The organism is Corynebacterium silvaticum (genome assembly GCF_002162115.2).
In the GTDB taxonomy this organism is placed as follows: domain Bacteria; phylum Actinomycetota; class Actinomycetes; order Mycobacteriales; family Mycobacteriaceae; genus Corynebacterium; species Corynebacterium silvaticum.
Genome location: NZ_CP021417.2, coordinates 1480159 through 1502425, shown reverse-complemented (window position 1 = coordinate 1502425; position 22267 = coordinate 1480159). Strand labels below are relative to the sequence as shown.

Annotated in this window: 21 protein-coding genes and 1 pseudogene; 11 read left to right on the top strand and 11 right to left on the bottom strand. The window is 52.6% G+C overall.

What is annotated here, in order from left to right; genetic code table 11:
- Positions 1 to 51 precede the first annotated feature (51 nt).
- From CBE74_RS19460 to CBE74_RS19445, 4 genes and pseudogenes are all read right to left on the bottom strand, one after another.
- On the bottom strand, positions 52 to 1041 hold the full coding sequence (locus CBE74_RS19460) for a sigma-70 family RNA polymerase sigma factor (RefSeq protein ID WP_014525892.1): 990 nt from the start codon (positions 1039 to 1041) through the stop codon (positions 52 to 54).
- A 138-nt stretch (positions 1042 to 1179) separates the two neighbouring features.
- Positions 1180 to 1614, bottom strand: coding sequence for a D-aminoacyl-tRNA deacylase (gene dtd / locus CBE74_RS19455; RefSeq protein WP_087454902.1), 435 nt, complete (start codon positions 1612 to 1614; stop codon positions 1180 to 1182).
- Between the two features lie 5 nt (positions 1615 to 1619).
- A complete protein-coding gene (locus tag CBE74_RS19450) occupies positions 1620 to 3146 on the bottom strand; it encodes a DUF7782 domain-containing protein (protein ID WP_087454107.1) in 1527 nt (508 codons plus the stop codon).
- A gap of 167 nt (positions 3147 to 3313) precedes the next feature.
- A pseudogene (locus CBE74_RS19445) lies at positions 3314 to 3821 on the bottom strand (DUF3099 domain-containing protein).
- Between the two features lie 59 nt (positions 3822 to 3880).
- Between CBE74_RS19445 and CBE74_RS19440 the strand changes: the two are divergent.
- From CBE74_RS19440 to CBE74_RS19430, 3 genes are all read left to right on the top strand, one after another.
- Positions 3881 to 4120, top strand: a complete 240-nt coding sequence (locus CBE74_RS19440) for a DUF3039 domain-containing protein (RefSeq protein ID WP_013242069.1) — start codon at positions 3881 to 3883, stop codon at positions 4118 to 4120.
- Positions 4117 to 5823 carry a DEAD/DEAH box helicase gene (locus CBE74_RS19435; RefSeq protein WP_134315928.1) on the top strand — a complete coding sequence of 569 codons (1707 nt, stop codon included), beginning with the start codon at positions 4117 to 4119 and terminating at the stop codon, positions 5821 to 5823. Before CBE74_RS19440 ends, CBE74_RS19435 begins: the two co-directional genes overlap by 4 nt.
- 160 nt (positions 5824 to 5983) lie before the next feature.
- Entirely contained in the window at positions 5984 to 6493 is a 510-nt protein-coding gene (locus CBE74_RS19430) for a hypothetical protein (protein WP_087454105.1), read from the top strand.
- A gap of 82 nt (positions 6494 to 6575) precedes the next feature.
- On the opposite strand, the gene CBE74_RS19425 is transcribed toward CBE74_RS19430, so the two are convergent.
- Together CBE74_RS19425 and ppgK are read right to left on the bottom strand one after the other, a co-directional pair.
- Positions 6576 to 8153, bottom strand: a complete 1578-nt coding sequence (locus CBE74_RS19425) for an RNA polymerase sigma factor (RefSeq protein ID WP_087454104.1) — start codon at positions 8151 to 8153, stop codon at positions 6576 to 6578.
- A gap of 366 nt (positions 8154 to 8519) precedes the next feature.
- A complete protein-coding gene (gene ppgK / locus CBE74_RS19420; protein ID WP_087454103.1) occupies positions 8520 to 9272 on the bottom strand; it encodes a polyphosphate--glucose phosphotransferase in 753 nt (250 codons plus the stop codon).
- A gap of 229 nt (positions 9273 to 9501) precedes the next feature.
- On the opposite strand from ppgK, the gene CBE74_RS19415 reads away from it, so the two are divergent.
- Together CBE74_RS19415 and CBE74_RS19410 are read left to right on the top strand one after the other, a co-directional pair.
- Positions 9502 to 10434, top strand: coding sequence for an inositol monophosphatase family protein (locus CBE74_RS19415; protein ID WP_087454102.1), 933 nt, complete (start codon positions 9502 to 9504; stop codon positions 10432 to 10434).
- A 193-nt stretch (positions 10435 to 10627) separates the two neighbouring features.
- Positions 10628 to 10921, top strand: a complete 294-nt coding sequence (locus CBE74_RS19410; protein ID WP_087454101.1) for a DUF4193 domain-containing protein — start codon at positions 10628 to 10630, stop codon at positions 10919 to 10921.
- Between the two features lie 150 nt (positions 10922 to 11071).
- Here the strand turns inward: CBE74_RS19410 and CBE74_RS19405 are convergent, their stop codons facing one another.
- The gene (locus CBE74_RS19405) at positions 11072 to 11569 is read right to left on the bottom strand and encodes a DUF3093 domain-containing protein (protein WP_087454100.1); all 498 of its coding nucleotides are present in this window, start codon (positions 11567 to 11569) and stop codon (positions 11072 to 11074) included.
- A gap of 231 nt (positions 11570 to 11800) precedes the next feature.
- Here CBE74_RS19405 and dut point away from each other — a divergent pair, with 231 nt between their 5' ends.
- The 5 genes from dut (at position 11801) to dxs (ending at position 17374) form a co-directional block, all read left to right on the top strand.
- Positions 11801 to 12265, top strand: coding sequence for a dUTP diphosphatase (dut, locus tag CBE74_RS19400; protein WP_087454099.1), 465 nt, complete (start codon positions 11801 to 11803; stop codon positions 12263 to 12265).
- 105 nt (positions 12266 to 12370) lie between these two features.
- Positions 12371 to 13183, top strand: coding sequence for a DUF3710 domain-containing protein (locus tag CBE74_RS19395; protein ID WP_087454098.1), 813 nt, complete (start codon positions 12371 to 12373; stop codon positions 13181 to 13183).
- A gap of 24 nt (positions 13184 to 13207) precedes the next feature.
- Entirely contained in the window at positions 13208 to 13912 is a 705-nt protein-coding gene (locus CBE74_RS19390) for a DUF3159 domain-containing protein (RefSeq protein ID WP_087454097.1), read from the top strand.
- On the top strand, positions 13913 to 15232 hold the full coding sequence (locus CBE74_RS19385; protein ID WP_087454096.1) for a class I SAM-dependent RNA methyltransferase: 1320 nt from the start codon (positions 13913 to 13915) through the stop codon (positions 15230 to 15232).
- A gap of 222 nt (positions 15233 to 15454) precedes the next feature.
- A complete protein-coding gene (gene dxs, locus CBE74_RS19380) occupies positions 15455 to 17374 on the top strand; it encodes a 1-deoxy-D-xylulose-5-phosphate synthase (protein WP_087454095.1) in 1920 nt (639 codons plus the stop codon).
- A 24-nt stretch (positions 17375 to 17398) separates the two neighbouring features.
- Here dxs and CBE74_RS19375 read toward each other — a convergent pair whose 3' ends face one another.
- Positions 17399 to 18604, bottom strand: coding sequence for an HRDC domain-containing protein (locus CBE74_RS19375; protein ID WP_087454094.1), 1206 nt, complete (start codon positions 18602 to 18604; stop codon positions 17399 to 17401).
- Between the two features lie 10 nt (positions 18605 to 18614).
- The gene (locus tag CBE74_RS19370; protein ID WP_087454093.1) at positions 18615 to 19223 is read right to left on the bottom strand and encodes a DUF3000 domain-containing protein; all 609 of its coding nucleotides are present in this window, start codon (positions 19221 to 19223) and stop codon (positions 18615 to 18617) included.
- A 336-nt stretch (positions 19224 to 19559) separates the two neighbouring features.
- On the opposite strand from CBE74_RS19370, the gene hemQ reads away from it, so the two are divergent.
- Positions 19560 to 20264, top strand: a complete 705-nt coding sequence (gene hemQ / locus CBE74_RS19365) for a hydrogen peroxide-dependent heme synthase (RefSeq protein WP_087454901.1) — start codon at positions 19560 to 19562, stop codon at positions 20262 to 20264.
- A 76-nt stretch (positions 20265 to 20340) separates the two neighbouring features.
- On the opposite strand, the gene msrB is transcribed toward hemQ, so the two are convergent.
- Both msrB and CBE74_RS19355 read right to left on the bottom strand, forming a co-directional pair.
- On the bottom strand, positions 20341 to 20751 hold the full coding sequence (msrB, locus tag CBE74_RS19360; protein ID WP_023635823.1) for a peptide-methionine (R)-S-oxide reductase MsrB: 411 nt from the start codon (positions 20749 to 20751) through the stop codon (positions 20341 to 20343).
- A gap of 226 nt (positions 20752 to 20977) precedes the next feature.
- Positions 20978 to 22258, bottom strand: coding sequence for a glycosyltransferase family 87 protein (locus CBE74_RS19355; RefSeq protein ID WP_087454092.1), 1281 nt, complete (start codon positions 22256 to 22258; stop codon positions 20978 to 20980).
- Positions 22259 to 22267 lie beyond the last annotated feature (9 nt).

Below are 22267 nucleotides of genomic sequence, written 5' to 3'. Positions count from 1 at the left end.
TGAAGCGAAATCCTTCCTGCTTCAAGGGAGTCTCTAGAGTGTATGGGTGAGCTAGATTGCGTAGGCGCGAAGCTTGTCGGCGCGAGCACCGTCGCGAAGCTTAGTCATAACCTCGCGTTCGATTTGGCGGACGCGTTCACGGGATAAACCGAATTGACGGCCGATCTGATCAAGGGTGCGGGGGACACCATCGTCTAAGCCATAGCGCATGCGGATGACATCTTGTTCACGCTGCTCAAGAGTGTCAAGGACCGAACGAATATCGGAGTGACGCAATGAAGCAACGACCGCGGACTCGGCATCGGTTGCCTCAGAGTCTTCAATAAAGTCACCCAGAGGGGCTTCTTCATCAGCGCCGACGGGCATATCTAGACTGACTGGATCGCGAGACTGGCGTAGCAGAAGCTCAATCTTGGACTCATCGATTCCGGATTCTTCTGCAAGCTCCTCATTGGTGGCTTCCCGGCCAAGGTGTTGGTACATTTCACGCTTGATCCGTGAGAGCTTGTTCACCTGTTCCACTAGGTGAACAGGGAGACGAATGGTTCGGGATTGATCCGCCATGCCTCGCGTGATTGCCTGCCTGATCCACCACGTTGCGTATGTGGAGAATTTAAAGCCCTTGGAATAATCAAATTTTTCCATGGCTCGGATAAGCCCGAGGTTGCCTTCCTGGATGAGGTCGAGAAGCGGCATGCCACGGCCTGTATAACGCTTAGCTAGGGAAACAACAAGGCGAAGGTTTGCCTCTAGGAGGTGCGCGCGTGCTTTGCGTCCGTCTTTGACCAAAACCTTAAGGTCGCGCTTCATTGCGCGCGTTAGCGGTTCTTTAGAGTCCTCTAGAAGATGCGCGGCATAAAGCCCAACCTCAATAGTTTGGGCCAGCTCCACTTCATCTTCTGCGGATAATAGGGCAGTTTTACCGATGCCATTGAGATAAACGCGGACGAGGTCTGCAGAGGGATTATCGTTAGTTTGTCCACGGCGACTTCCGCGGTCAATCAACTCCTGAGCTAGTTCTTGGCTGGATGATTCTGTCATCATGACCTCCTCAAGTCGGCGCTTCTATGGGACTCAACGGAAAACCCCCTAAGAAAGTTCCCGATTGCCTTCGATGGATTAACTCGGGGTTATCTCTTAGCCCCGAAAGAGTGCAATTGGATAATCTTTTCGGCTTAATCAACACTCCACTATCACGGTGAAAGGTCCTTGATTAACGGAAGCGACCTCCATCATCGCACCAAAGTGGCCCTCTTCCACGTGAATCTCACGTTGCCTTAATGCTGTGGCAATCTTTTCCATGATGGGCTCTGCTTGTTCTCTCGGAGCAGCCTCTGACCATGAAGGTCGTCGGCCTTTGGCCGTGGCACCCATAAGCGTGAACTGGCTGACTAAAAGAACAGGGGCCTGTGCCTCGGAAACACTTTTTTCTCCTTCAAGAATGCGAAGCTCCGCGATTTTCCGAGCCATTGTCTTCCATGCATCGGAGTCGTCGTCTCTTCCTACTCCTACCAGTGCGAGAATCCCTCCCGTAACCGGGGCGTCAATGCTGCCGACGATATGACCATCGACGGATACAGATGCCGAACTTACTCGTGTGAGGACTGCGCGCATTGTCATCACCAACCCGTTGTGATGTCTGCGGGAAGAATAATCCCATGTTGAATGAGAGCGACGATGGGTTGAATGAGGGCTGCGTGGAGGGAGCTATCCTCAAGTCCGTTGCTAAAAGCATAAAGGTCTGCGACTTCGCGCAGGGGCAGCCCAGCTGGGTGTAAGCCAGCAATAATGGCGGCAATGTGGTGATCTACGTCGTGAATAAAGCGGAAACCATCGGTGCGCGTCAGCCTTAACGCAGCTGGTGCAAATCCCATGCCCGTCTCCAGATCTGTTGTAGAGACATCTTCTTTGGCCACACCAGGGCGCAGATAATACTGGGCATCCAAAATTGCCTCCGCGTCTTTATCCCGCAACCATTCCATTCGCACAAAGTGTTCTTGGATCTCATCGCCCACATAGGCGTCGATGGGGTGGGAGACGTTCTCAAAGACCACCTCGGAGGGGAGATGATCGTCGATACGCTTTATCGCGATGAATCCGAATCCCACTGCGGTGACGTTCGCGCGGTCAAAATGCTGCAACCAGTGTTGTGTGCGTTGTGCTCCCTCGCTGCTGCGGGGATCTATGGATTCGTCCCTCAACCAGGTGTTGACGTAGTCGATGCTATCGACGGTGTCTCGCTGGATGAACCATGCTGATACTCCCAGCTCTGGAATCCATGACGCAACTCGTGCCGGAACAGATTCTTCTTCCCGATACACCCAGGACCCCAATGCGTGAAGGCAGCCCTGTTCTTTGAGATGCTCGACTCCACCTCGGACAACACACTCGGTGGCTCCATCTAGATCGAGGCCGGAGTCGCGATAGACATGTCCAATTTCTGGGGGACCGACAACAAAGGGCGGGTTGGCTACGATCCGATCAAATTTTTCGCCGGCCACGGGCTCAAACCAAGAGCCAGAGCGTATGTCGAGCGATACGTTATTTGCTGCACCGTTGGCTTCAGCAAAGTCAAGAGCGCGATCGTGGACATCAGTAGCGACGATCGTGCGCGCGTGCGGAGCTTGGCCCAGTGCTTGGATGCCGGATCCTGCGCCGAGGTCGAGCAACGTGTGGACAGGCGTGCGTGGGGTCGTCGAGAGTAGCGATAAGCTGGCGGCGCCGATACCAAGCACATGGTCTTTCCCCGGGACGTGGTGTGCGACCATAGAGGCATCCATGTCAGAAAAAACCCAGACTAGTCGACCATCGATCAGGGTGCTGCGAATATCAATCCCGATAGTAACTAGGGAGTCCTTCTCCTGCGCCATCCCGAGCGTTAAAAGAGTGTCGACGATCTGCGCGCCGAGAACGCTGTCAAGGTGCTGTCGAGGTACCTCAGCATGGACCAGGAAAGCTCGTATCAGGATGGCTAGTGGTTCTTCTTCTCGCGTACGCAGTGCATAGAGGATCGATGCAGGTTCACCTCGGGCTATAGACGAGAAAGCTGCAGGTCCTAGATATTCTTGGAGCGCGGCAGGAGTGAAGCCTGCCTCTTCAAGCGTCTGGACGAGCTGGGGTGAGATCTCAGTGAGAGTACTGCGCATGTATGTAGCACGTCTTTCTGTGAAACGGCGTGGGGAGAACCGTGGGTGAAACACTGTAGAAACCGTAACAGGTTAAGCGACGGAAGCTAAAGGAAGGAGCGTTGAGAAGGTTGTAGCGTGTCGACGCCTGCCGGTGCCGCTCACAGTTTCGTATTGCGCTACAGCGGTTACGTAGGATTTTGTGAGGCGTCATTGTCTGCGTCATCAGCGTCAATAACCACAGGCTGATTTGTTGTCGTGGAGGGACCAGAAATCCGCTTTTGATTGCTGTAGACGTCATTCAAATACCGTTCTTGTTCCCGTGCCGCAGCAGGTTTGTACACGGTTGGTGCGCGAGGATCTCTTTTCTCTCCTACGCCATTGGCAATGACGACGGCGATCCAGGGGAGAGGTACGCAGATGACAAACAGGATGACTGATAGAACCATGTTGTGCATCCAGATATATGCGGCCATGGCTGCGAGCAGGAAAGGGATCCTTAATCCTTGAATCCAGGAGTAGACAACTTCGCGGTGATGGCGATCTTCTGAGGGGCTCTTCTTGGCATCGGTGACTAATTCCACACGATGGCCCACGAGGCGGCGTAAAACACGAGCCTTTCGGGCTTAGCTTGAGCTCGGCTACCTCAGTATCCGCAAGATTATGCTCACTGTGATCTCCTTGATGCTGCTGCATAACCTCCTAGGGTAGACCCACGTAGTCGAGACCACACATCGTGGTGCAATATAGGTGGAGTGAGTACGAGCACGCAGACCATCGAACGTCCAGACATCAGAGAAGACAATCTCACTGGTGATGACACCCCGAAGTTCTTCCATTACGTGAAAAAGGATCAGATTGTTGATTCTGCGATTTCAGGGAAAATGGTTGTCGCTCTCTGTGGGGAGACCTTCCCTGTGACCAAACAAGCTAAGCCTGGGTCACCTGTGTGCCCGGATTGTGAACGTATCTATAGGGGCCTACGTAAAAAGTGAAAAGCGACCTACGCGCCTGGCAGCGCAAGGCGCTTACCAAGTATTTGATGAAGGGCCCGCGGGACTTTCTTGCAGTGGCCACGCCTGGAGCCGGTAAGACCACCTTTGCGCTCAGAGTGGCCACGGAGTTAAAAGAAAACCGTACGGTTGACAGGGTCATCGTGGTGGTTCCTACGGAGCACCTAAAAGTGCAGTGGGCGCAGTCAGCGGCACGAGTGGGGCTAGCTCTAGACCCTTACTTTAAAAACTCCGATGCAGTTAATCCCCAATACGATGGTATCGTGGTGACCTATGCGCAGGTTGCTATGCACCCGTTTAAGCATCATGCGGTGTCTACCGCAAAGCGTTCCTTAGTCATCATGGATGAGATTCACCACGGCGGCGATGCCAAAAGCTGGGGCGATGGAATCCGCGATGCGTACGGTGACGTGGAACGTCGATTAGCTTTGACCGGAACTCCTTTCCGCTCGGATGATTCCACGATTCCGTTTGTTCGCTATGAAGAAGATGGTGAAGGGCACCTCGTTTCCCAATCGGATCACACGTACGGTTACTCGGATGCGTTGGCGGATGGCGTAGTGCGTCCCGTGGTGTTCTTGGCCTATTCTGGCGAAGCCCGCTGGCGCACAAACGCGGGGGAGGAGTTCGCCGCGCGTTTAGGGGAACCTTTGAACCCGGAGCAAACGGCGCGCGCATGGAAGACTGCTCTCGATCCCAGAGGCGATTGGATACCTGCGGTGCTGCAAGCCGCACATACGCGGCTACTACAGCTACGCAAACACATCCCTGACGCAGGCGGTCTTGTGATCGCAACGGATAAAACGACGGCGCGCGCCTACGCCAAGATTTTGGAGCGTTTATCTTCCTCGCCTGTCACCGTGGTGTTGTCTGACGAGGCCGGGGCTTCGCAACGCATTGAAGACTTCAACGGCTCTACCGATGAATGGATGGTAGCAGTGCGTATGGTGTCTGAAGGTGTGGACGTTCCTCGCCTTGCCGTTGGCGTGTATGCAACATCCGCATCCACCCCGCTATTCTTTGCACAGGCAATCGGGCGATTCGTGCGATCCCGCCGAAAAGGCGAGACCGCATCGGTATTTCTTCCTTCTGTTCCCGTGCTGCTTGATCTGGCGGCGAAGCTGGAGAACTCTCGTGATCACGTTTTGGGTAAGCCAGATAGGCCCAGCGAAGGCTGGGATGACGAGCTATTAGCCCAAGCGAACAAGGAAGAGATTGAGAAGGATGACCTGCCTAGCTACGAGTCGCTGGGAGCGGACGCAGAGCTAGATTCGCTGATCTATGATGGTTCATCCTATGGGACGGGTACCTTCGCAGGATCGGATGAAGAGGCTGATTACTTGGGGCTTCCGGGGCTTCTCGACGCCGACCAGATGCGAGCGTTGCTCCGAAAGCACCAAACTGAGCAACTTGATGCGCGAGACGCGGAAGCGAAAGAGCGCGAAAAGAATGAGGAAAGCATTAGGACAGCGCAGCAGCAGGAACCTGCAGACAGGGTTGCAAGCGTTGAGATTCCTCGACTTCGCAAAGAACTCAATGCTTTGGTGTCGGTGACAGCTTCACGCACTGGTAGGCCCCACGGCGCTATTCACACTGAGGTGAGAAAAAAATGCGGTGGCCCTCCTACCGCCATGTGCTCGGCTGAACAGCTCCAAGCACGTATCGATTATTTACGACGTTGGTAAAAGATCGGGTGGGACTCGTGATCTGCTGAATACGTGATCTGCTGAATAGATTGCGCATGTCTGATTTAATTGAAAAAGAAACACTATTATTGCGAAACTAATTACCTTGATAGGCATAATGGAGCCTACAAGTATTGACACTTTTACTCGGAAGGACATTATGACCACCCCGAAGAACCCCTATGGCAATAATGAGAATGATTTTGGTGACGGCCTGTCACAATCGAATTCAATGCCTGCTTATCCTGGAACCGGGAACCCTGAAGGGGCTTATGGCCAAGATTCCTTCAACGGCATGAACTACGGCAATCAAGGGTATGGTGCAGTACCTCCGGCGAACAACACTATTGCTTATTGGGCGCTGGGCTTTGCTATCGTCTCTATTCTCGCCATCTTCAGTATCGTAGGCCTGGTTTTTGCCTTTATTCCAGCGCTCATTGCCATCATTCTGGCAATTATTGCGCTGATGAAAGCACGCAAGATGCCTTTAGGGTCTAAAACCCGTAAAGGTATGTCTATTGTCTCGCTGGTTCTTAGCGTGCTGGCTATCGTTGCTTCACTGGCAATCATTGCAATTGTGGGCCCCCTTGTCGTAGAAACGGTTAATAGCTGCGGTGACCTTCCTCAAGAAGCGCAGCAGCAGTGTATCGAGGATCAACTAACTAAATAAGGTGAACAACTAAAAGCATAAGCGTATGGCGGCCCTCCCGATCTGGGAGAGCCGCCATACGCTTAGCCGTAGCTATGACCAACTAATCAAGATAGTCACGGAGAACCTGAGAACGTGACGGGTGTCGTAGCTTAGACATAGTCTTAGACTCGATCTGGCGGATACGCTCACGAGTAACCCCGTAAACCTGTCCGATCTCATCGAGGGTTCTAGGCATGCCGTCAGTGAGACCAAAACGGAGTTTAACCACGCCAGCTTCACGCTCTGAGAGCGTGTGGAGGACATCCTGCAATTGATCCTGCAGCAGAGTAAAAGAAACTGCGTCGACAGCGATAACTGCTTCCGAGTCCTCGATAAAGTCGCCGAGCTGACTGTCACCTTCGTCGCCGATAGTCTGATCAAGGGAGATAGGCTCGCGCGCATATTGCTGGATTTCGAGGACCTTTTCCTCGGTAATATCCATTTCCTTAGCCAACTCCTGCGGGGTGGGCTCGCGTCCCAAATCCTGCAGCAGCTCACGCTGGATTCTACCCAGCTTGTTAATGACTTCCACCATGTGGACAGGGATACGGATGGTTCGCGCTTGATCCGCCATTGCACGGGTAATGGCCTGTCGGATCCACCACGTAGCATACGTAGAGAACTTGTAGCCCTTGGTGTAATCGAACTTCTCTACTGCGCGGATAAGACCAAGGTTGCCTTCTTGGATCAAGTCTAGGAAGGCCATACCGCGACCGGTGTAGCGCTTAGCCAGCGAAACCACGAGACGCAGGTTGGCTTCTAGCAAGTGATTCTTAGCCTTGCGGCCATCGCGAGCGATAGCACGAAGATCGCGTTTAACGGCGGGGGTTAATTTTGCTTCCCGATCTCCGTTGTTAAAAGCCTCTTCCATCTGCTCCATGCGGTAAGTGGCGTAGAGGCCAGCCTCAATGCGCTTAGCCAGAGAGACTTCTTGCTCAGCATTGAGCAGAGCGACTTTACCGATCTGCTTCAGATAAGCGCGTACCGAGTCTGCGGAGGCTGTGAGTTCCGCATCTTTACGCGCTTGACGTAGTGCAGCGGATTCGTCTTCGTCCCAGACTGAAGAACCCTCGTCCTCTTCCTCATCCTCAGACTCTTCAGAGGCTTCTTCCTCATCGTCATCACCGAGAACCGATACGAGATTGTCTTCTTCATCATGAAGATCATCGTCTGCGTCATCGAGAGGATCGTAGTCATCGCTATTGTCGGTCTCGAGCTCGTCTTCATCGGTAGCTTCCAGTTCGGGCGAAACCTCTACTGGCTCTTCGACTTTGGCTGCACGCTTAGGGGCTTTTTTAGCTGCTTTTTGGGCTGCTTTCTTAGCCGTCTTTTTAGCGGTTTTTTTAGCCGCCTTCTTCACAGGAGTGGAATCCTTCAACTCGACAGAATCCGATTCGATGGATGACGCGGTGGAGGATTCAGCTTCAATACCGCCGACGGGACCCACTGTTGCGGATACCGGCTCAGCTTTGCGCGGAGCAGCCTTTCGAGCGACCTTGCGTGCCGTCTTCTTCGCTGCGACTTTCTTTGCCGTCTTCTTTGCGGCAGGGGCGGCTGCTTCACCGGCAGGAGTGCCAGAAAGACCGGTGCCGCTAGCGCGTGCCGTTGCGGAAGATTCTGAATTATCAGTGGCTGCCACGTACGCCCTTTCGATTGGATGAGTGAGTTTCCTCGTAAAAAGTTTGATGCCGGATAAGACATGAAGAACAGAGCTGTTTCTTACCAGCCTAAGGGCGTTAACCCGATGGAAGCTTTAACGCCACAGGCCTCATTATTGTTCCCTGCTTAACATGTGCGCTTTAATAAAGCTCAACAAATGGGAGGACGCAGGGGGAACTAGAGGCTGGACGAGGAAGTTCCCAGGCATTTTACTCATTACGACTTGGACAAAGCGCCATTATAAAACATTTAAGGAGATCGCGGGGTTTGAGGGGTCGTTACTCGTAAAATACGACCGGTTTTAGTCGTAACGACCCCATGAGATGTGGGTGAGTTTTACGTTGTCCTAAGGCCGGATGTTTTGGTCTGCTGCCATTGCCGCTCCTACGATACCTGCGGTATTACGTAGTTTTGCAGGCACAACGGGTGTATCAATGGTGAGCTTGGGTATCCATTTATCGGCTTTGCGTGAGATTCCACCGCCTACGATAAAAACATCTGGCCAAAAGAGGCGTTCATATTCGCTGAGAACTTTAGAAACTCGCTTGGCCCATTTGGTGTAGCTTAGCTCTTCGCGCTCTTTTACTGCGGAGGAAGCTAGATGCTCAGCTTCTTTTCCTTCTACGATCATGTGCCCGAGCTCTGTATTGGGGAACAGGACTCCGTTGATAAAGAAAGCGGAACCGATGCCGGTGCCTAAGGTGAGTAAAATAGCGGAACCGCGGCGCGCTTGGTCTTCTCCAAAAGTTACTTCGGCGATGCCTGCCGCGTCGGCGTCGTTAAGCACTGCGACGCTGCGTCCACCTAGAGTCTTTGTAAATAATTTTTGAACATCAACATTGATCCATGATTTGTCGATGTTGGCGGCGGAAAGAGCTACCTGATTCCGGATTACAGAGGGGAGCGTTATCCCTACTGGTCCTTCCCACTCGGCCTCTGTAACAATGCGGGAAATCGTTTGAGCGACCGCTTCGGGGGTGGCGGGTTTGGGCGTTAAAATCTTGATCCGATCTCCGACAAATTCACCGGTATCGAGATCAACACGGGCGCCTTTAACCCCAGATCCACCAACATCAATGCCAAAGCCAATTCGTGTCATGAATTTGAGCTTACTGAATGGCAAGCGTCTGCGAACGCAATTGCCGCACATTGGCGTCTCTACGCGACATAAATAACTCACAGAGCGTGATGATGGATCTGGAAGGAGCTGTATGAGGACCTTTTGTGTCCGTTGTGCTGCATAATCTAGGGAAAGAAGCGAGAATGGGTTGCGAGTACGCAGTTTTGTAAAAGATGTCACTTTCGTGATCGAAGGACGGTGGAGCAGCATGTCAGACAACAATATTCACAGTGCCGATTCATATGTGACGCAAGAGGGCTATACGTGCATTCGGGACGAACAAGCGATAGCCCTTTTGACTACAGAGCACGATACCGAGATAAGCAATGCGGTCCAGCTTGCAGGCGATGCCATTGCGATTGCTGACTGCGCTGCGGCAGCTATTAGAAGACAGGTTGCGCAGCTGGGGGACATATCCGATTTTGTGCAGACGAAGTCTTCTCCGGTGGATCCTGTGACTGTAGTGGATACGGAAGCGGAGAGAATTATCACTGAAGAGATTGCTCGCAGACGTCCGAGCGACGGCATTATTGGCGAGGAAGGCAGCGATCTGGTGTCCGTCAGCGGGGTGACCTGGATCGTTGATCCGATTGACGGTACCGTCAATTTTCTCTATGGGATTCCTCACTATGCGGTATCGATTGCAGCTGCGATAGATGGCAAGGTCGTTGCCGGGGCGGTGGTAAATGTGGTCACCGGGCGGATATATGCAGCCGCAATAGGCGCGGGCGCGATCGCTGCTGATGAAGGCGGAGACTGGTCAGTCATTGGGGTTCGGTACGTTCGTGACCTAGCCACAGCACTTGTGGCCACTGGGTTTTCTTATGCAGCTAAGCGGCGGAAAGAACAAGCGGAATTGCTTGTCCATGTGTTGCCTCACGTGCGTGATATTCGCAGAATGGGGAGCGCCGCTTTAGATCTATGCTCGGTGGCTGAAGGAAAAATTGACGCTTATTTTGAACACGGGCTTAACTCATGGGACTACGCTGCAGGTGCCTTGATCGCAGCCGAAGCTGGCGCTGTTGTCCGAATTCCTGCTCTTTCTACGCCGGGAACGTCGGGGGAGATCTTGTGGGTATCCTCACCTAGCATTTCGATGGAGCTGGAAAAGCTTATTACCTCCCATAACGTGCGTAATTAAAAAGCCTGAATTAGTGGTTTCGATCCTTTGAAGTTACCCCCGCTGGGGAGGTTGGTGGAACTGAAGTGACAATCTGAGATTTGTGCCTTAATATGCGCGTCGATAGATGCCACACAGTAGTTCGGGCAGGGGCAGGCACACAACGCCGCTGGCGCGATGACTGTTCTGCAATTTACTTCAGGAAGCGAGACACATGGCGACTGACTACGACGCACCCCGACGTCGAGAAGAAGACGAGATCGAGACTGACTCCCTAGAGGGACTCAAAGCCGCAGAGTCAACGAAGAGTGATATTGATGATGACGGTGAGATCGTCGAACCTTTTGAGCTTCCTACGGTAGATCTTTCGGGAGAAGAGCTGAGCGTTACGGTGATCCCTCGCCGTTCCGACGAGTTCACCTGCTCCATTTGCTATCTGGTTCAGCGCAATAATCGTATTGATCACGTCGAAGATGACGGCAGTATTATCTGCAAAGATTGCGCGTAACGAGGCCGTAATAAGGCATAGGTGCACTATGATGCACTCATCGCGGGTAACCCGCGCAGTGAAGAGGCGTTAGCGCACAAGATTATAAGGTCAGGGGCTTGCTAGAAAGTAGCAGCACCTGACCTTACTTATGGTTTCAGCGAGATAGTGTCACACGTTGGTGGCGTGATGAGGCACAAAACTCTGGAGTAATTGCTCGGGATTCTTGGAGGAAATCAGCCAATACGGAGTGGGATCGTCCTCGTCGTCTAGCACGAGCATCACCATCTCGGGTACCCAGCCATGAGAGACCATAAAAGCGGCAGGATCAAACTGGCGGCCCATCGCGTTGCGCTTGGCGGAAGAAAGCACGGCCAAGGATCGTGAAACTACTGTGGCCGGTAGGTTAGCTTCACCGACAACAAGCCAACGAGTTCCGTCCGAGTCTTCTTCGACAGTAATTTTTGTGCCAGACCAAGAGACTAGGACCCACGTCGATAGTGCTGCTAGAAGGATAGCGGTGCCATAGAACCAGATATCAGATCGGTTGATCCCAGCCTGTGTCGCAATGAGGGCGACGAAGGCTGCGGCAAAAAGCCACCAGTACCACGGAACCCATTGTCGTTCGCTGTACAAGACTTTTACTTGATTACGTTCCCCATCAGTCACGCAGCACAGTCTACTGCAGTGCAAGTCGACCACAACTGCTGAGCACTGGGATGTCTTCAAGGTGCCTTCAAGCTTTGCGACGCCTATTGTGGTGGGATCATAATCTTATTCCAGATAGACGCCTCATAAATGTGAGAGTTTGTGCTTTAGTGTGGCATTCTTATGCGGTATTTGTGCCGCACCGGCGCAGAAGACTTAGGTCAGATGAACAACAGAGCAAGGAGCTGCATCGTGGGTACTTACAGTGACCACCAAATAGGACCTGTGTCGGTTAAGCGACTCGACAAGGATCTTCCACTACCTCAGCGTGCGCATCGCGGAGATGCAGGGGTGGACCTATATGCCACTGAAAGTGTCCAGATTCAGCCAGGGCACCGAGCACTCGTGGGTACTGGTGTGGCGTTAGCTTTGCCGCTGGGAACTGTGGGGCTCATACACCCACGATCCGGACGCGCTCTGAAAGAAGGACTCAGTATTGTTAATGCCCCAGGTACAATCGACGCAGATTACCGTGGAGAAATCAAGGTGTGCCTGATTAATCTTGATCCTCAGACCCCCATCTCTATTGAACGCGGTCAACGTATCGCTCAGCTCGTGATTCAAAAAGTTGAGCTGGTTGATTTCGTGGAGGTTGAGGAGCTGCTAGATAACACAGTGCGAGGAGCTGGCGGCTACGGCTCTACAGGGGTTAACTAGCTATAAGCAACATAATCTGTGGTTGAAACTAGTTGCGTTGCCTTGTGCTAGCAGCGGTTGATTAACCACAATGAATTGCAAGCATTGCAAGCGTGAAGGAAAAATATGTCTATCTGGCCCTTTGGTAAAAATAAAAATGAGTCCGCTGATAACCAGGATACGGACCGACAAGAAGACCCCGGATACGTGGTAGAAAACGATCCATCCCTGGTACAGGCAGACCCAGAGGCCGATTGTTTAGACAACAGCTCGGTAGCGGGCGAATCTGAAGAGGCAGATCCTATCCATGATGCGATCAATGGGCACAGGGGGCCCTTTGATGCCGGACACGTAGACATTGAAGAGTTTGATTTCTCTGATTTCTCCGATGGAACGCTTAATCTAGGCTCCTTGCTTGTCCCGCTCCCACGCCCTTCTGAGGTGCAAGTGGAAATGGGGCCAGAAGGGCCAAAGATGCTTCATGTCCTCACGGAGCATGGTCGTATTACTCCGGTTGCTTTTGCGACTCCTTCTTCCGCAGGACAATGGCGTGAATCGACCAAAGAAATTGCGGCGGGAATGCGTGAAGACGGACTCCTCGTGCATATAGAACAGGGGCCTTGGGGTCGTGAAATCGTTGGATCCGCAGATGGAGGAAACGGCATAATCCGCATCATTGGCGTAGACGGACCTCGTTGGATGTTGCGGATGACTCTTGCTGCTCCGGCTGAATCTGCTGACCAGATGGCTGAGCTGGGGCGTGAAGTTATCGCCCGTACTTTTGTGAATCGCGGAGATGCTCCTATTTTGGCCGGAAGCTCATTACCGGTGGCTCTTCCGCAACCGCTTGCAGAGCAAGTGCAGGAAGAGATGGCGCTACGAGCCGCGATGGAGAACGATCCGAATAATTCTCAACCTCCAGCGGCACCTTCTGAATAACCCACTGATAGTAAAAGGAATTAAGTGGACTCTTCTGTTACAGAACCTGAAGGAAAAACCAAAGATACTGGTACGTTTTTAGACCAGATGGGTGGTCTTGGAGGCTTAGTCTCCTCGACTTTACCTATTCTGGTTTTCGTTCCAATCAACAATAAATGGGGCCTTAATAGAGGTCTCTCGGCTGCGATTGCGATTGCGATAGCAGTCACCGTGTGGCGCCTGATGCGGAAAGAAAATCTTCAGCCTGCGATCTCAGGGTTTATCGGAGTAGGCATTTGTGCGGCAATCGCATGGTGGACTGGAGACGCCAAAGGCTATTTCCTCTATGGCATCTGGATGTCAGGCTTGATGGCTCTTGTGTTTATAGTCTCGTTGATTGTGCGCTGGCCGATGGTCGGGATCATCTGGAAGGGGATCAACGGCGAAGGCATGGCGTGGAGAACAAACGTAACGGCACGTCGTGCTTATGCTGTAGCTACTTTCGGATGGGCCTTAGTATTTGCAACGCGCTTTGTAGTTCAGCGTAATCTTTATGACGCAGACGCAACTAATGCGCTGGCGCTTGCCCGGATTCTTATGGGATGGCCGCTGACCGGATTAGTCACGCTCCTTACCGTGTGGATGGTTAAGAAAGCCGCGCGTGCGATGACCACAGAGCACAACATGCCTGTGGAAGAAACTACGGATCGGGAAGCTAACCCTGACGATCCTCAAGAAGGACATAAATAAATGACTGAGACGGCGTCGGATATGCCCGAGGGATCGAATACAACCATGCATAAGGGAACAAAAGTCGAGTTGACCATCGAGCGGTCAGCGCATGGGGGCGAGGGTATAGCCTTGTCCGAGGGGCGGGTGGTTTTTGTTCCTAATACCTATCCCGGGGACGTAGTCGAGGCCACGATTACGCAGGTGAAGAAAAAATTTGCTCGTGCGGAACTGGAAGCGGTGACACGAGCATCCGATCTGAGAACAGTTAATAGATGTCTGGCAGCGTCGCATGGCGCTGGATGCTGTGATCTAGGCGGCATTAAGCCTCAAGAAGAAGCTCAGTTCAAAGTACATATTTTGAAAGACCAGCTTCAGCGTTTAGGCAAAATCGCCACTATTCCTGCTATTGATGTGCAGACTATCGGGGAACCAGTGGGTTGGCGCACCCGGATGCGCCTTGGTGTCGATGCTCTGGGAAATGCCGGTTTTCGCCGTCGTAATTCCCACGACATAGTGGCGCATCATCCTTGTTCACAAGCTGTTCCAGGGTTGTTGGACGGGATTGTCGAATCTGAAGGAGAAGCAGTGAACTTTACGTTCACGCCAGGTTCTCAGATTGTGGTTGTCCTGGATGATGAGGGTAAACGCTCAGTTGTGGAGACACGAAAGCCATCGCGAGGGCAGCGTGCTGAGTCGATTCAAAAAGTACTGGAAGGCGACGGTAACGTCACTCAGGTTATCGGCAACGCGCAGTTTACTATTTCAGCAACAGCTTTTTGGCAAGCGCATAAGGCTTCGGCCCAGCATTATGCTTCCACTATTCAGCGCTGGATTAAAACCACGTTGCAGGAACTCAACCAAGAGGACCTTGCGCACCGCAGCCATATTGGATGGGACCTCTACGGTGGGGCAGGCGCTTTTGTTCCGGCGATGCTGGATGGGCTGGGAGATAGCGGCGTTGTCCACTCTGTGGAGCTATCGCCGGAAGCTGCAAAAGCCGGAAAACACGCGCTAAGAAGTGCTCACGACGCACAACGGGTGGTCTTCCATTCTTCGCTGGTGGAGCGCGCTGTTCCGAGGCTGCCCAAGCCTGTCGCAGTGGTGCTCGATCCGCCGCGGGTGGGGGCTGGGCGAGCAGTCATTGATGATATTGCGCTAGCCTCCCCCGAGGTCGTCGTTCATATTGGTTGTGATCCTGCCACCTTTGCTCGCGACATGTCGTATTGGCAGGAGAACGGATACGCGTTGATTCGTCTCCAGCTTGTGGATGCTTTTCCGGGTACTCATCATTTTGAGACCCTTGGTTTATTGGTGCGCGATAAGAGTCGCGAACTTTAATTATTGCGCTTGTGGCGACATGCGGAAGCAGTGGGCTTTGTTAGTCAGCGTGAATGACGGAGTAGAATGCGTTTAAGAATTTTGTCACTTCAGGCTTGTAGCTGCATGCGCCCCCAATCGCATGTTTCCTCAGATTGTCGTTTCCCCTCCAGTATCCTCAACTGAGAGCACTAACAGCTAGGCCCGTCGTCCGCGATCAATGAAAGGGTGCGCCTTTCCTCCATGGGTATTCTTCACACCGTCTCGTCTCCGGCCGACGTGAAAAGGCTCTCGTTTGATGAGCTTGATGCGCTTGCCGCAGAGATTAGAGAATTTCTTGTTGAAAAAGTATCTGCTACCGGAGGGCACCTGGGGCCAAATCTTGGAGTAGTTGAACTGACGATTGCTTTGCATCGTGTCTTTTCTTCTCCTTCGGACCCCATTATTTTTGATACGTCGCATCAGTCCTACGTTCATAAGATCCTGACGGGTCGTGTGGGGTTATTTGACTCGCTGAGGCAAAAGGGCGGCTTGTCCGGTTACACGGACCGCTCAGAGAGCCCTCACGACTGGACCGAATCTTCACACGCTTCAGCGGCATTGTCGTACGCAGATGGTCTATCAAAGGCGTTTGAGATTCAAGGGGAAACCCATCGCAACGTGGTTGCGATCGTTGGCGACGGCGCTTTGACCGGTGGAATGTGTTGGGAGGCCCTCAACAACATCGCAATGAGCAAAGACCGCAACGTTGTGATCGTGGTCAACGACAATGGTCGTAGCTATTCTCCTACGATCGGCGGTTTTGCCGATAACCTCGCGGGCCTCCGGATGCAGCCGTTCTACGACAAGATGATGGAGCAGGGGAAGAGCACACTGAAGGCCCTTGGTTGGGTAGGTGAGCGAACTTTTGAAGCGCTTCATGCCTTCAAAGAAGGCGTTAAATCTAGCGTTATTCCTACAGAAATGTTCCCTGAACTGGGAATGAAGTACATCGGCCCGGTTAATGGACATAACATCAAGGCTGTAGAAACTGCACTCCGTTATGGACGAGACCATAAAGGTCCGCTGATCGTTCATGTGGTCACCGAAAAGGGCAAGGGCTATGCCCCCGCAGAAAATGATGTTGCGGAACTCATGCATTCCACGGGTGTTATTAACCCCAAGACGGGTGAGCCCGTAGGGACGAAAAGCCCTGGCTGGACATCTGTGTTTAGTAAGGAACTCGTAGAGGTAGGCAAGGAACGTCAGGATATCGTGGCCATTACCGCTGCGATGGCAGGCCCGACTGGTTTGTCGGCCTTCGGCGACGCGTATCCGGAGAGATTTTTTGACGTAGGGATCGCTGAACAACATGCGATGACCTCTGCAGCGGGCCTAGCCTTGGGCGGCCTGCACCCTGTTGTCGCGGTGTATTCTACGTTCCTCAACCGGGCGTTTGACCAGATGGTCATGGATGTCAGTCTCCTTGAACTGCCGGTTACCATCGTGTTGGACAGGGCAGGCGTAACTGGTTCTGATGGTGCAAGCCACAATGGTGTATGGGATTTTGCTATAACCTCAGTGATTCCGGGGATGCGTGTTGCGGCTCCGCGAGATGGCTCGCAGCTTAAAGAACTCTTCCGTGAAGCCGTGTCTATTGACGGCCCCACAGTGGTCAGGTTCCCTAAAGGAAATCTTCCTGAGGAGATCCCGGCGTTAATGGGGCTTGACGACGGCGCGGAGGTGCTGGCTTATGCGGACACTGAAGGTGCTGATAGCGATTCGCCCAGTATCTTGATCGTTGCGGTAGGCATTATGGCGAAGACCGCGATGGAAGCATGTTCGACCTTGATCGAAGAAGGCTTAAACGTAACAGTGGTGGATCCGCGATGGGTTTCACCTGTTGCACCGTCGCTAATCGCTATGGCGGCAGATCATGATCTTGTGGTCACCATTGAAGACGGCATTATCCATGGCGGTATTGGCTCGATGATTAATGAGTCTCTTAACGCTGCAGAAATTGATGTGCCGGTTCGAAACCTAGCCTTCCCGGAGATGTTCCCCGAACATGCGTCGAGAAGCGAACTGCTTAAGATCGTTGGACTCGACTCTCACAGTGTGACCACCGCTATTTGTGGTTGGGCGGAAGATCTCTTTGGCCCTAGTGAGGCAGAGGCCGAATAGAGGAGAGGCTGCGTCGACAAGCTTTTATAGGAGCTTGCGACGCAGCGTGTCGAGGACAATCTGAATCTGCCACTCACGCGCCTGGTGATCTCTTAAGGCTTGCACGAGATCATCGTGAGAGGTAATTGAGTGCGTGGTGCAGCATAACCAGACGATTTCTCGGAGCGCTGAGGGCTGGAGAATATTCTCGACCGGAATCTCCAGGCGGAGAGACAGCGAACTCAAGGAGCTTTGTACGTCCTCCCACGCTGCGAAGACCTCCGGGTAGTCGCGTCCCCATAAAGATTTGGGTGGATAAGGACGCGGTGGGCGAGGAATTCTTTGTGGCCATTGATGTGACGGAATCTCACGAGCAGCTGTGACAACGCCTAACCACTTACGAGACGACTTTCGTAACCGAGAAGGGTAACCGGGGGAGCGATCTACTGCACGTATGCTCTGAGGCATAGAAAGCGCTAAACCGATTATTGCTTTATCTGGCAGTATGCGAGACACCGCCTTATCTACTTCACAAGCTTCTTTTTCTCGTGCAGTCCAGACTTCTCTGGCAATAACAAGTTGTTCTGGATTCTTAATAGAACCGAGCCCCTTGAGATCTATCCACTGCTTCGGTGGACGTGGATTCTCATATTCCGTGTAGACAAGGTGGGCAAACTCCTGCTCGGCCCATTCAAGTTTGCCTTGAGAATCGAGGAGTTCCGCCATCGCGTCAGCGAGATCCAAGAGGTTTTCCACATCGAGGGCAGCGTAATTGAGCCAGTCCGTAGGAAGAGGACGCGTGGACCAATCTTCTGCACCATGCCCTTTACGCAACGTGAAGCCGACGATTTCTTCAGTCATCGCAGCAAGATTGACGCGCGGCATGCCGATGAGCCGGCCGGCAAGCTCAGTATCAAAAATATTGGAAGGGCGTAGTCCCAACTCGCGTAGACACGGTAGGTCACTAGGAGCCGCATGGATTACCCAGGTGTGGAAGTTGAGCACTCTCCCGAGATGTTGGGTAACCGCCTCTGGGTGAATTGAGGGGTCAATAAGTACCGTGCCAGCTTGTCTCCTACGGATCTGCAGAAGAAATGCGCGATCATCATAACGGAAACCAGAAGCACGTTCTGTATCTACGGCAAAGGGGCCAACGCCAGATTCGAGAAGACGCGCTGCATCAGCTATTTCTTCTACCGTAGTGCACAGCGGAGGAAGGCCCTCCCGGGGTTCGTCGAGAAGCTCAGGCATAATCTACGTATTAGAGGCCTATTGCGGAGATGCCCTCAGGAGGCAGGCCTGCGACGTTAGCAAGGACCTTGGAAAAAGCGAGAACGTGTGGTGCAAGATCACAGGATTTTGCAGTCCACGATGCTCGCATCTCAACCTGATACGCCCGTGGCGGCCCCCCGATGTCTCCAAAGCGAACCGAGGACGTGGAGGTCACTGTTCCGCCTAAGTTGCTAAAACCTGCATCTGCTAGCCCCTCAGTAAGCCATTCCCAGGAGACCTCGGGAAGAAGGGGGTCGTTGGCTACAGAATCATCCATATCGGCCTGGATATAAGCAACGAGGCGCATGGTCCCTTCCCACGTATCCTCAGAGTGAGGATCATGAAGAAGGATGAGTCGACCAAAAGCATCGCCTTCGCTGCGGTCAGGGATGCACGACCCCTGACTCGGCTCCGATACCTCTAGGCCGATTGCATGGCTAAATGGAGCGAGACGCTGCGGGGGACGAATTGTCCCCAAAGTGATCTCAGGACGCAGTATGGCCTGATGCATGGATTCGACAGCCTGGGAAAACTCAGGTGGGGTCGAGTCCGTGGCATCCGAGAGGGTGGGCGTCGAAGGTGCTTGAGAATCAGTCACAAGGGAGAACGTAACTTTTGCTGTGCAAGTTTGGTGGGAGGCGCGCCGGAAGTGCGTAATGCTTGAACTGCGTATAGGAAATAAGCCAACGTGAGACGGGGTAAGAAAGAGCCGTGGCTTGTACAAGAGGCGAGGGGAACAGCGCTCTTTGACCATCGGTCGGAATAAAACTTAAGATTGATAGCCAGGCGGGAGTTTGGTGGATGAATCGAATTCGGAGGAGTCGCCTTCTCCATGAAGCCCTGTCTCATTAATCCGAACATGCAAGACGACGAGCACCACGCTGTAGCGGTACGTTATAGACGGCAACTTCGCGCAGATAGAAAGGGCTATACAGTGGCAAAGAAGATTGACTTCGATGAGTTGAACAGCTTGCAAAGGTATTCGCAGTTTGCGACGTTCAAAGCGATACCAGGAGCTTTGGGCACAGAAAGAAGCGATATCATCGCTCAGGCACAGGACTTTTTCGCCGAGCTGGAACGCGAAGGAGTGGTTTCAGTCCGCGGAATTTATGACTTGTCGGGGTGCCGAGCTGAAGCTGACTTTATGACCTGGTGGATTGCAGAGGAATTTGAACAGATTCAGGATGCATACTGTAGGTTCCGCCGAGACACCGTGCTGGGGCAGACCACAGAGGTCTTCTGGCTAGGTAACTCACTCCACCGTCCTGCAGAGTTTAACCGTTCACACCTTCCCTCATTCATTATGGGAGAAGAGCCCGGTCAGTGGATTACTGTGTATCCTTTCGTGCGTTCTTATGACTGGTACCTTATGGATCCACAAGAGCGTCGTGCCATCTTGGTTGAGCATGGCCAAGCAGCCCGCGAATACCCAGATGTTCGCGCTAACACCGTCCCTGCTTTCGCCTTGGGTGACTATGAGTGGATGTTGGCCTTTGAAGCGCCGAGCTTGGACCGTATCGTTGATCTGATGCATCAAATGCGTTACACCAAGGCGCGGCTTCATGTACGCGAAGAGGTGCCGTTCTTTACCGGTAAGCGAGTAACGACTATCGGCGATGTGATTTCTGTACTGCCATAACTTTTCTGGTTTAAGAAAAACTCCCCTCGTTTTGGCCCTTGTGTGGGCTCATAGACGAGGGGAGTAGTGGTTTTATTTAGTCGATGGGCTTCTCTTCTAGCTCAAGGCAGATTGAGTTAATGCAATAACGTAGGTCTGTGGGGGTGGAATAGCCTTCCCCTGCGAAAACGTGACCTAGGTGCGAGTTGCAGGTGGCACACAGGACCTCGGTGCGCACCATTCCTAGCGAGGTATCGGAGCGCTCGATAATCTTGTCTCCTGCCAGCGGGGAGAAAAACGAGGGCCAGCCACAATGGGAATCAAATTTCTCTGTGGATCTGAATAGCTCCGTTCCGCATGCTCGGCAGGAATAAACGCCTTCGGTCTTTGTATTTGTGTATTTACCAACGTGGGGAGCTTCAGTTCCGGCCTGTCGCAGAACCCGGTATTCTTCAGCGCTGAGTCGTTGCCGCCACTGATCGTCGGAAATCAGCTTGAAGTTGGTCATGGTAAGCACTCCTTGTTAGTCGACGGGCTTGGAAACCAAGCGCTAATGGATCTTATGTATCTATCAACACATGAGGTTTCCTGATATTTCCCTTTATGAGCCGATTCAGGAATTTAATAGCAATACAGCAGGATTATGGTAGCTTCCGACGCGAAAACGCAGGATAAGCGCTGAATAAAAAAGAAAGATAGGGCAGAGTGCTTTTTAAGACTTCTTCCTGGGAGCTTTAAGCGGTCGACGGCTTCAGCGCAGCATCGTTGTTGAGGTCTGCCTGCCGCCACGCCATGGCGCTGACGCTGATAGCGATGATGAGTAGTCCCCAGCCAAAAGTGGCCTGGAACGTAGTGATCCAAGGTCCTACTACCGGCCAATACGAGGAAGTCCAATCAAAAGGTGCAAGGACAAGTAATGCACCAATCCATGCTGTCCATGTATGCATAGGGGAGCGAGAAAGAAGAACGGTAAACAGCAGGGGGAAAAGCGTCATGGAATAGTACATTTGCCCCAGCGCGGATAAGAAAAAGCCGGCGAGGAGGAGAAGCGATGCTGTGGAAATAATCCACAGCAAAGGTTCCTTTGACCGCCATTGAAGCAGGAAGAGAAGACCCGCAATAACGAGCCCAGCAAAGAGCACGAAAAAGAAAGCGCTCACCCATGTCGGCGCACCGAAGTACACTGCCATGCCACGCAAGGAGCTATTGGCGTAGTCTCGAACTTCTTTAAGATAAGGCGCCGTACGGCTAAGGTACTCGGAAGCGCCTGGGACTAGGATCCAACCGACAATATTGGCAACTATCGGAATACCCAATGCAGCGCACAGAGTCCGCCAGTGCAGCAAAACTAGAGGGATAAAAAGGACTGGCAGGAAAACAGGTTTGACCACAATAGCCAGACCAATAATAATTCCGGCCCACCACCGCCGATTATCAAGAGTCAATCGGAGAAAAGCGACAAAAGCTAAAAGCAAAATTCCGTTGATATTGGAAAAGATGAGGGTGTTTCTTACGGCTTCTGTGAGGAAAGCTAGCGCGACGACGAGCGGAAAGACTGCGCTTTTGATCGAGTACCCAAAAAGCCGAGTGAGAAGCGCCAGCGCCGCGATGATGGCAGCGGCATTTGCAATGATGAACACCAGGCGCTGAAACGCAAAATGAGTGCCTAGGGCTATCGGCGACAGGAGAACAGTGGCTCCGGGGTTATAGAGATAATGTGGGTCAACGAAATAGTACGTCTCGTTATAGACGGGAACTCCGTCGAGGAAACGTCGTAAAGCATTATAAACGGTAGAGAAATCATCGGTGATGCTGCCGTTAACACCTAAAACCGCAACACTGTATATGACCAAGCCAATGGCTAGCGGATATAACGCCTTTTTTCCCGCGCTATCCCATGGTGTTCGAGCTGGCGCCGGTTGGGAGTAGGAGAACGAGCGGGATATCTCCGCCTGCCGACGCAACCATTGAGGGAAAGAAAAACGGGTGCTACGGGTAATTTGATTCTCGGTCACTTTGATTAC

What these genes read in the sequence shown, in the direction of transcription:
- CBE74_RS19460 (WP_014525892.1), bottom strand. Translation starts at nt 1,041, where the DNA reads ATGACAGAATCATCCAGCCAAGAACTAGCTCAGGAGTTGATTGACCGC.
- dtd (WP_087454902.1), bottom strand. Translation starts at nt 1,614, where the DNA reads ATGCGCGCAGTCCTCACACGAGTAAGTTCGGCATCTGTATCCGTCGAT.
- CBE74_RS19450 (WP_087454107.1), bottom strand. Translation starts at nt 3,146, where the DNA reads ATGCGCAGTACTCTCACTGAGATCTCACCCCAGCTCGTCCAGACGCTT.
- CBE74_RS19430 (WP_087454105.1), top strand. Translation starts at nt 5,984, where the DNA reads ATGACCACCCCGAAGAACCCCTATGGCAATAATGAGAATGATTTTGGT.
- ppgK (WP_087454103.1), bottom strand. Translation starts at nt 9,272, where the DNA reads ATGACACGAATTGGCTTTGGCATTGATGTTGGTGGATCTGGGGTTAAA.
- CBE74_RS19415 (WP_087454102.1), top strand. Translation starts at nt 9,502, where the DNA reads ATGTCAGACAACAATATTCACAGTGCCGATTCATATGTGACGCAAGAG.
- CBE74_RS19410 (WP_087454101.1), top strand. Translation starts at nt 10,628, where the DNA reads ATGGCGACTGACTACGACGCACCCCGACGTCGAGAAGAAGACGAGATC.
- CBE74_RS19395 (WP_087454098.1), top strand. Translation starts at nt 12,371, where the DNA reads ATGTCTATCTGGCCCTTTGGTAAAAATAAAAATGAGTCCGCTGATAAC.
- CBE74_RS19385 (WP_087454096.1), top strand. Translation starts at nt 13,913, where the DNA reads ATGACTGAGACGGCGTCGGATATGCCCGAGGGATCGAATACAACCATG.
- dxs (WP_087454095.1), top strand. Translation starts at nt 15,455, where the DNA reads ATGGGTATTCTTCACACCGTCTCGTCTCCGGCCGACGTGAAAAGGCTC.
- CBE74_RS19375 (WP_087454094.1), bottom strand. Translation starts at nt 18,604, where the DNA reads ATGCCTGAGCTTCTCGACGAACCCCGGGAGGGCCTTCCTCCGCTGTGC.
- msrB (WP_023635823.1), bottom strand. Translation starts at nt 20,751, where the DNA reads ATGACCAACTTCAAGCTGATTTCCGACGATCAGTGGCGGCAACGACTC.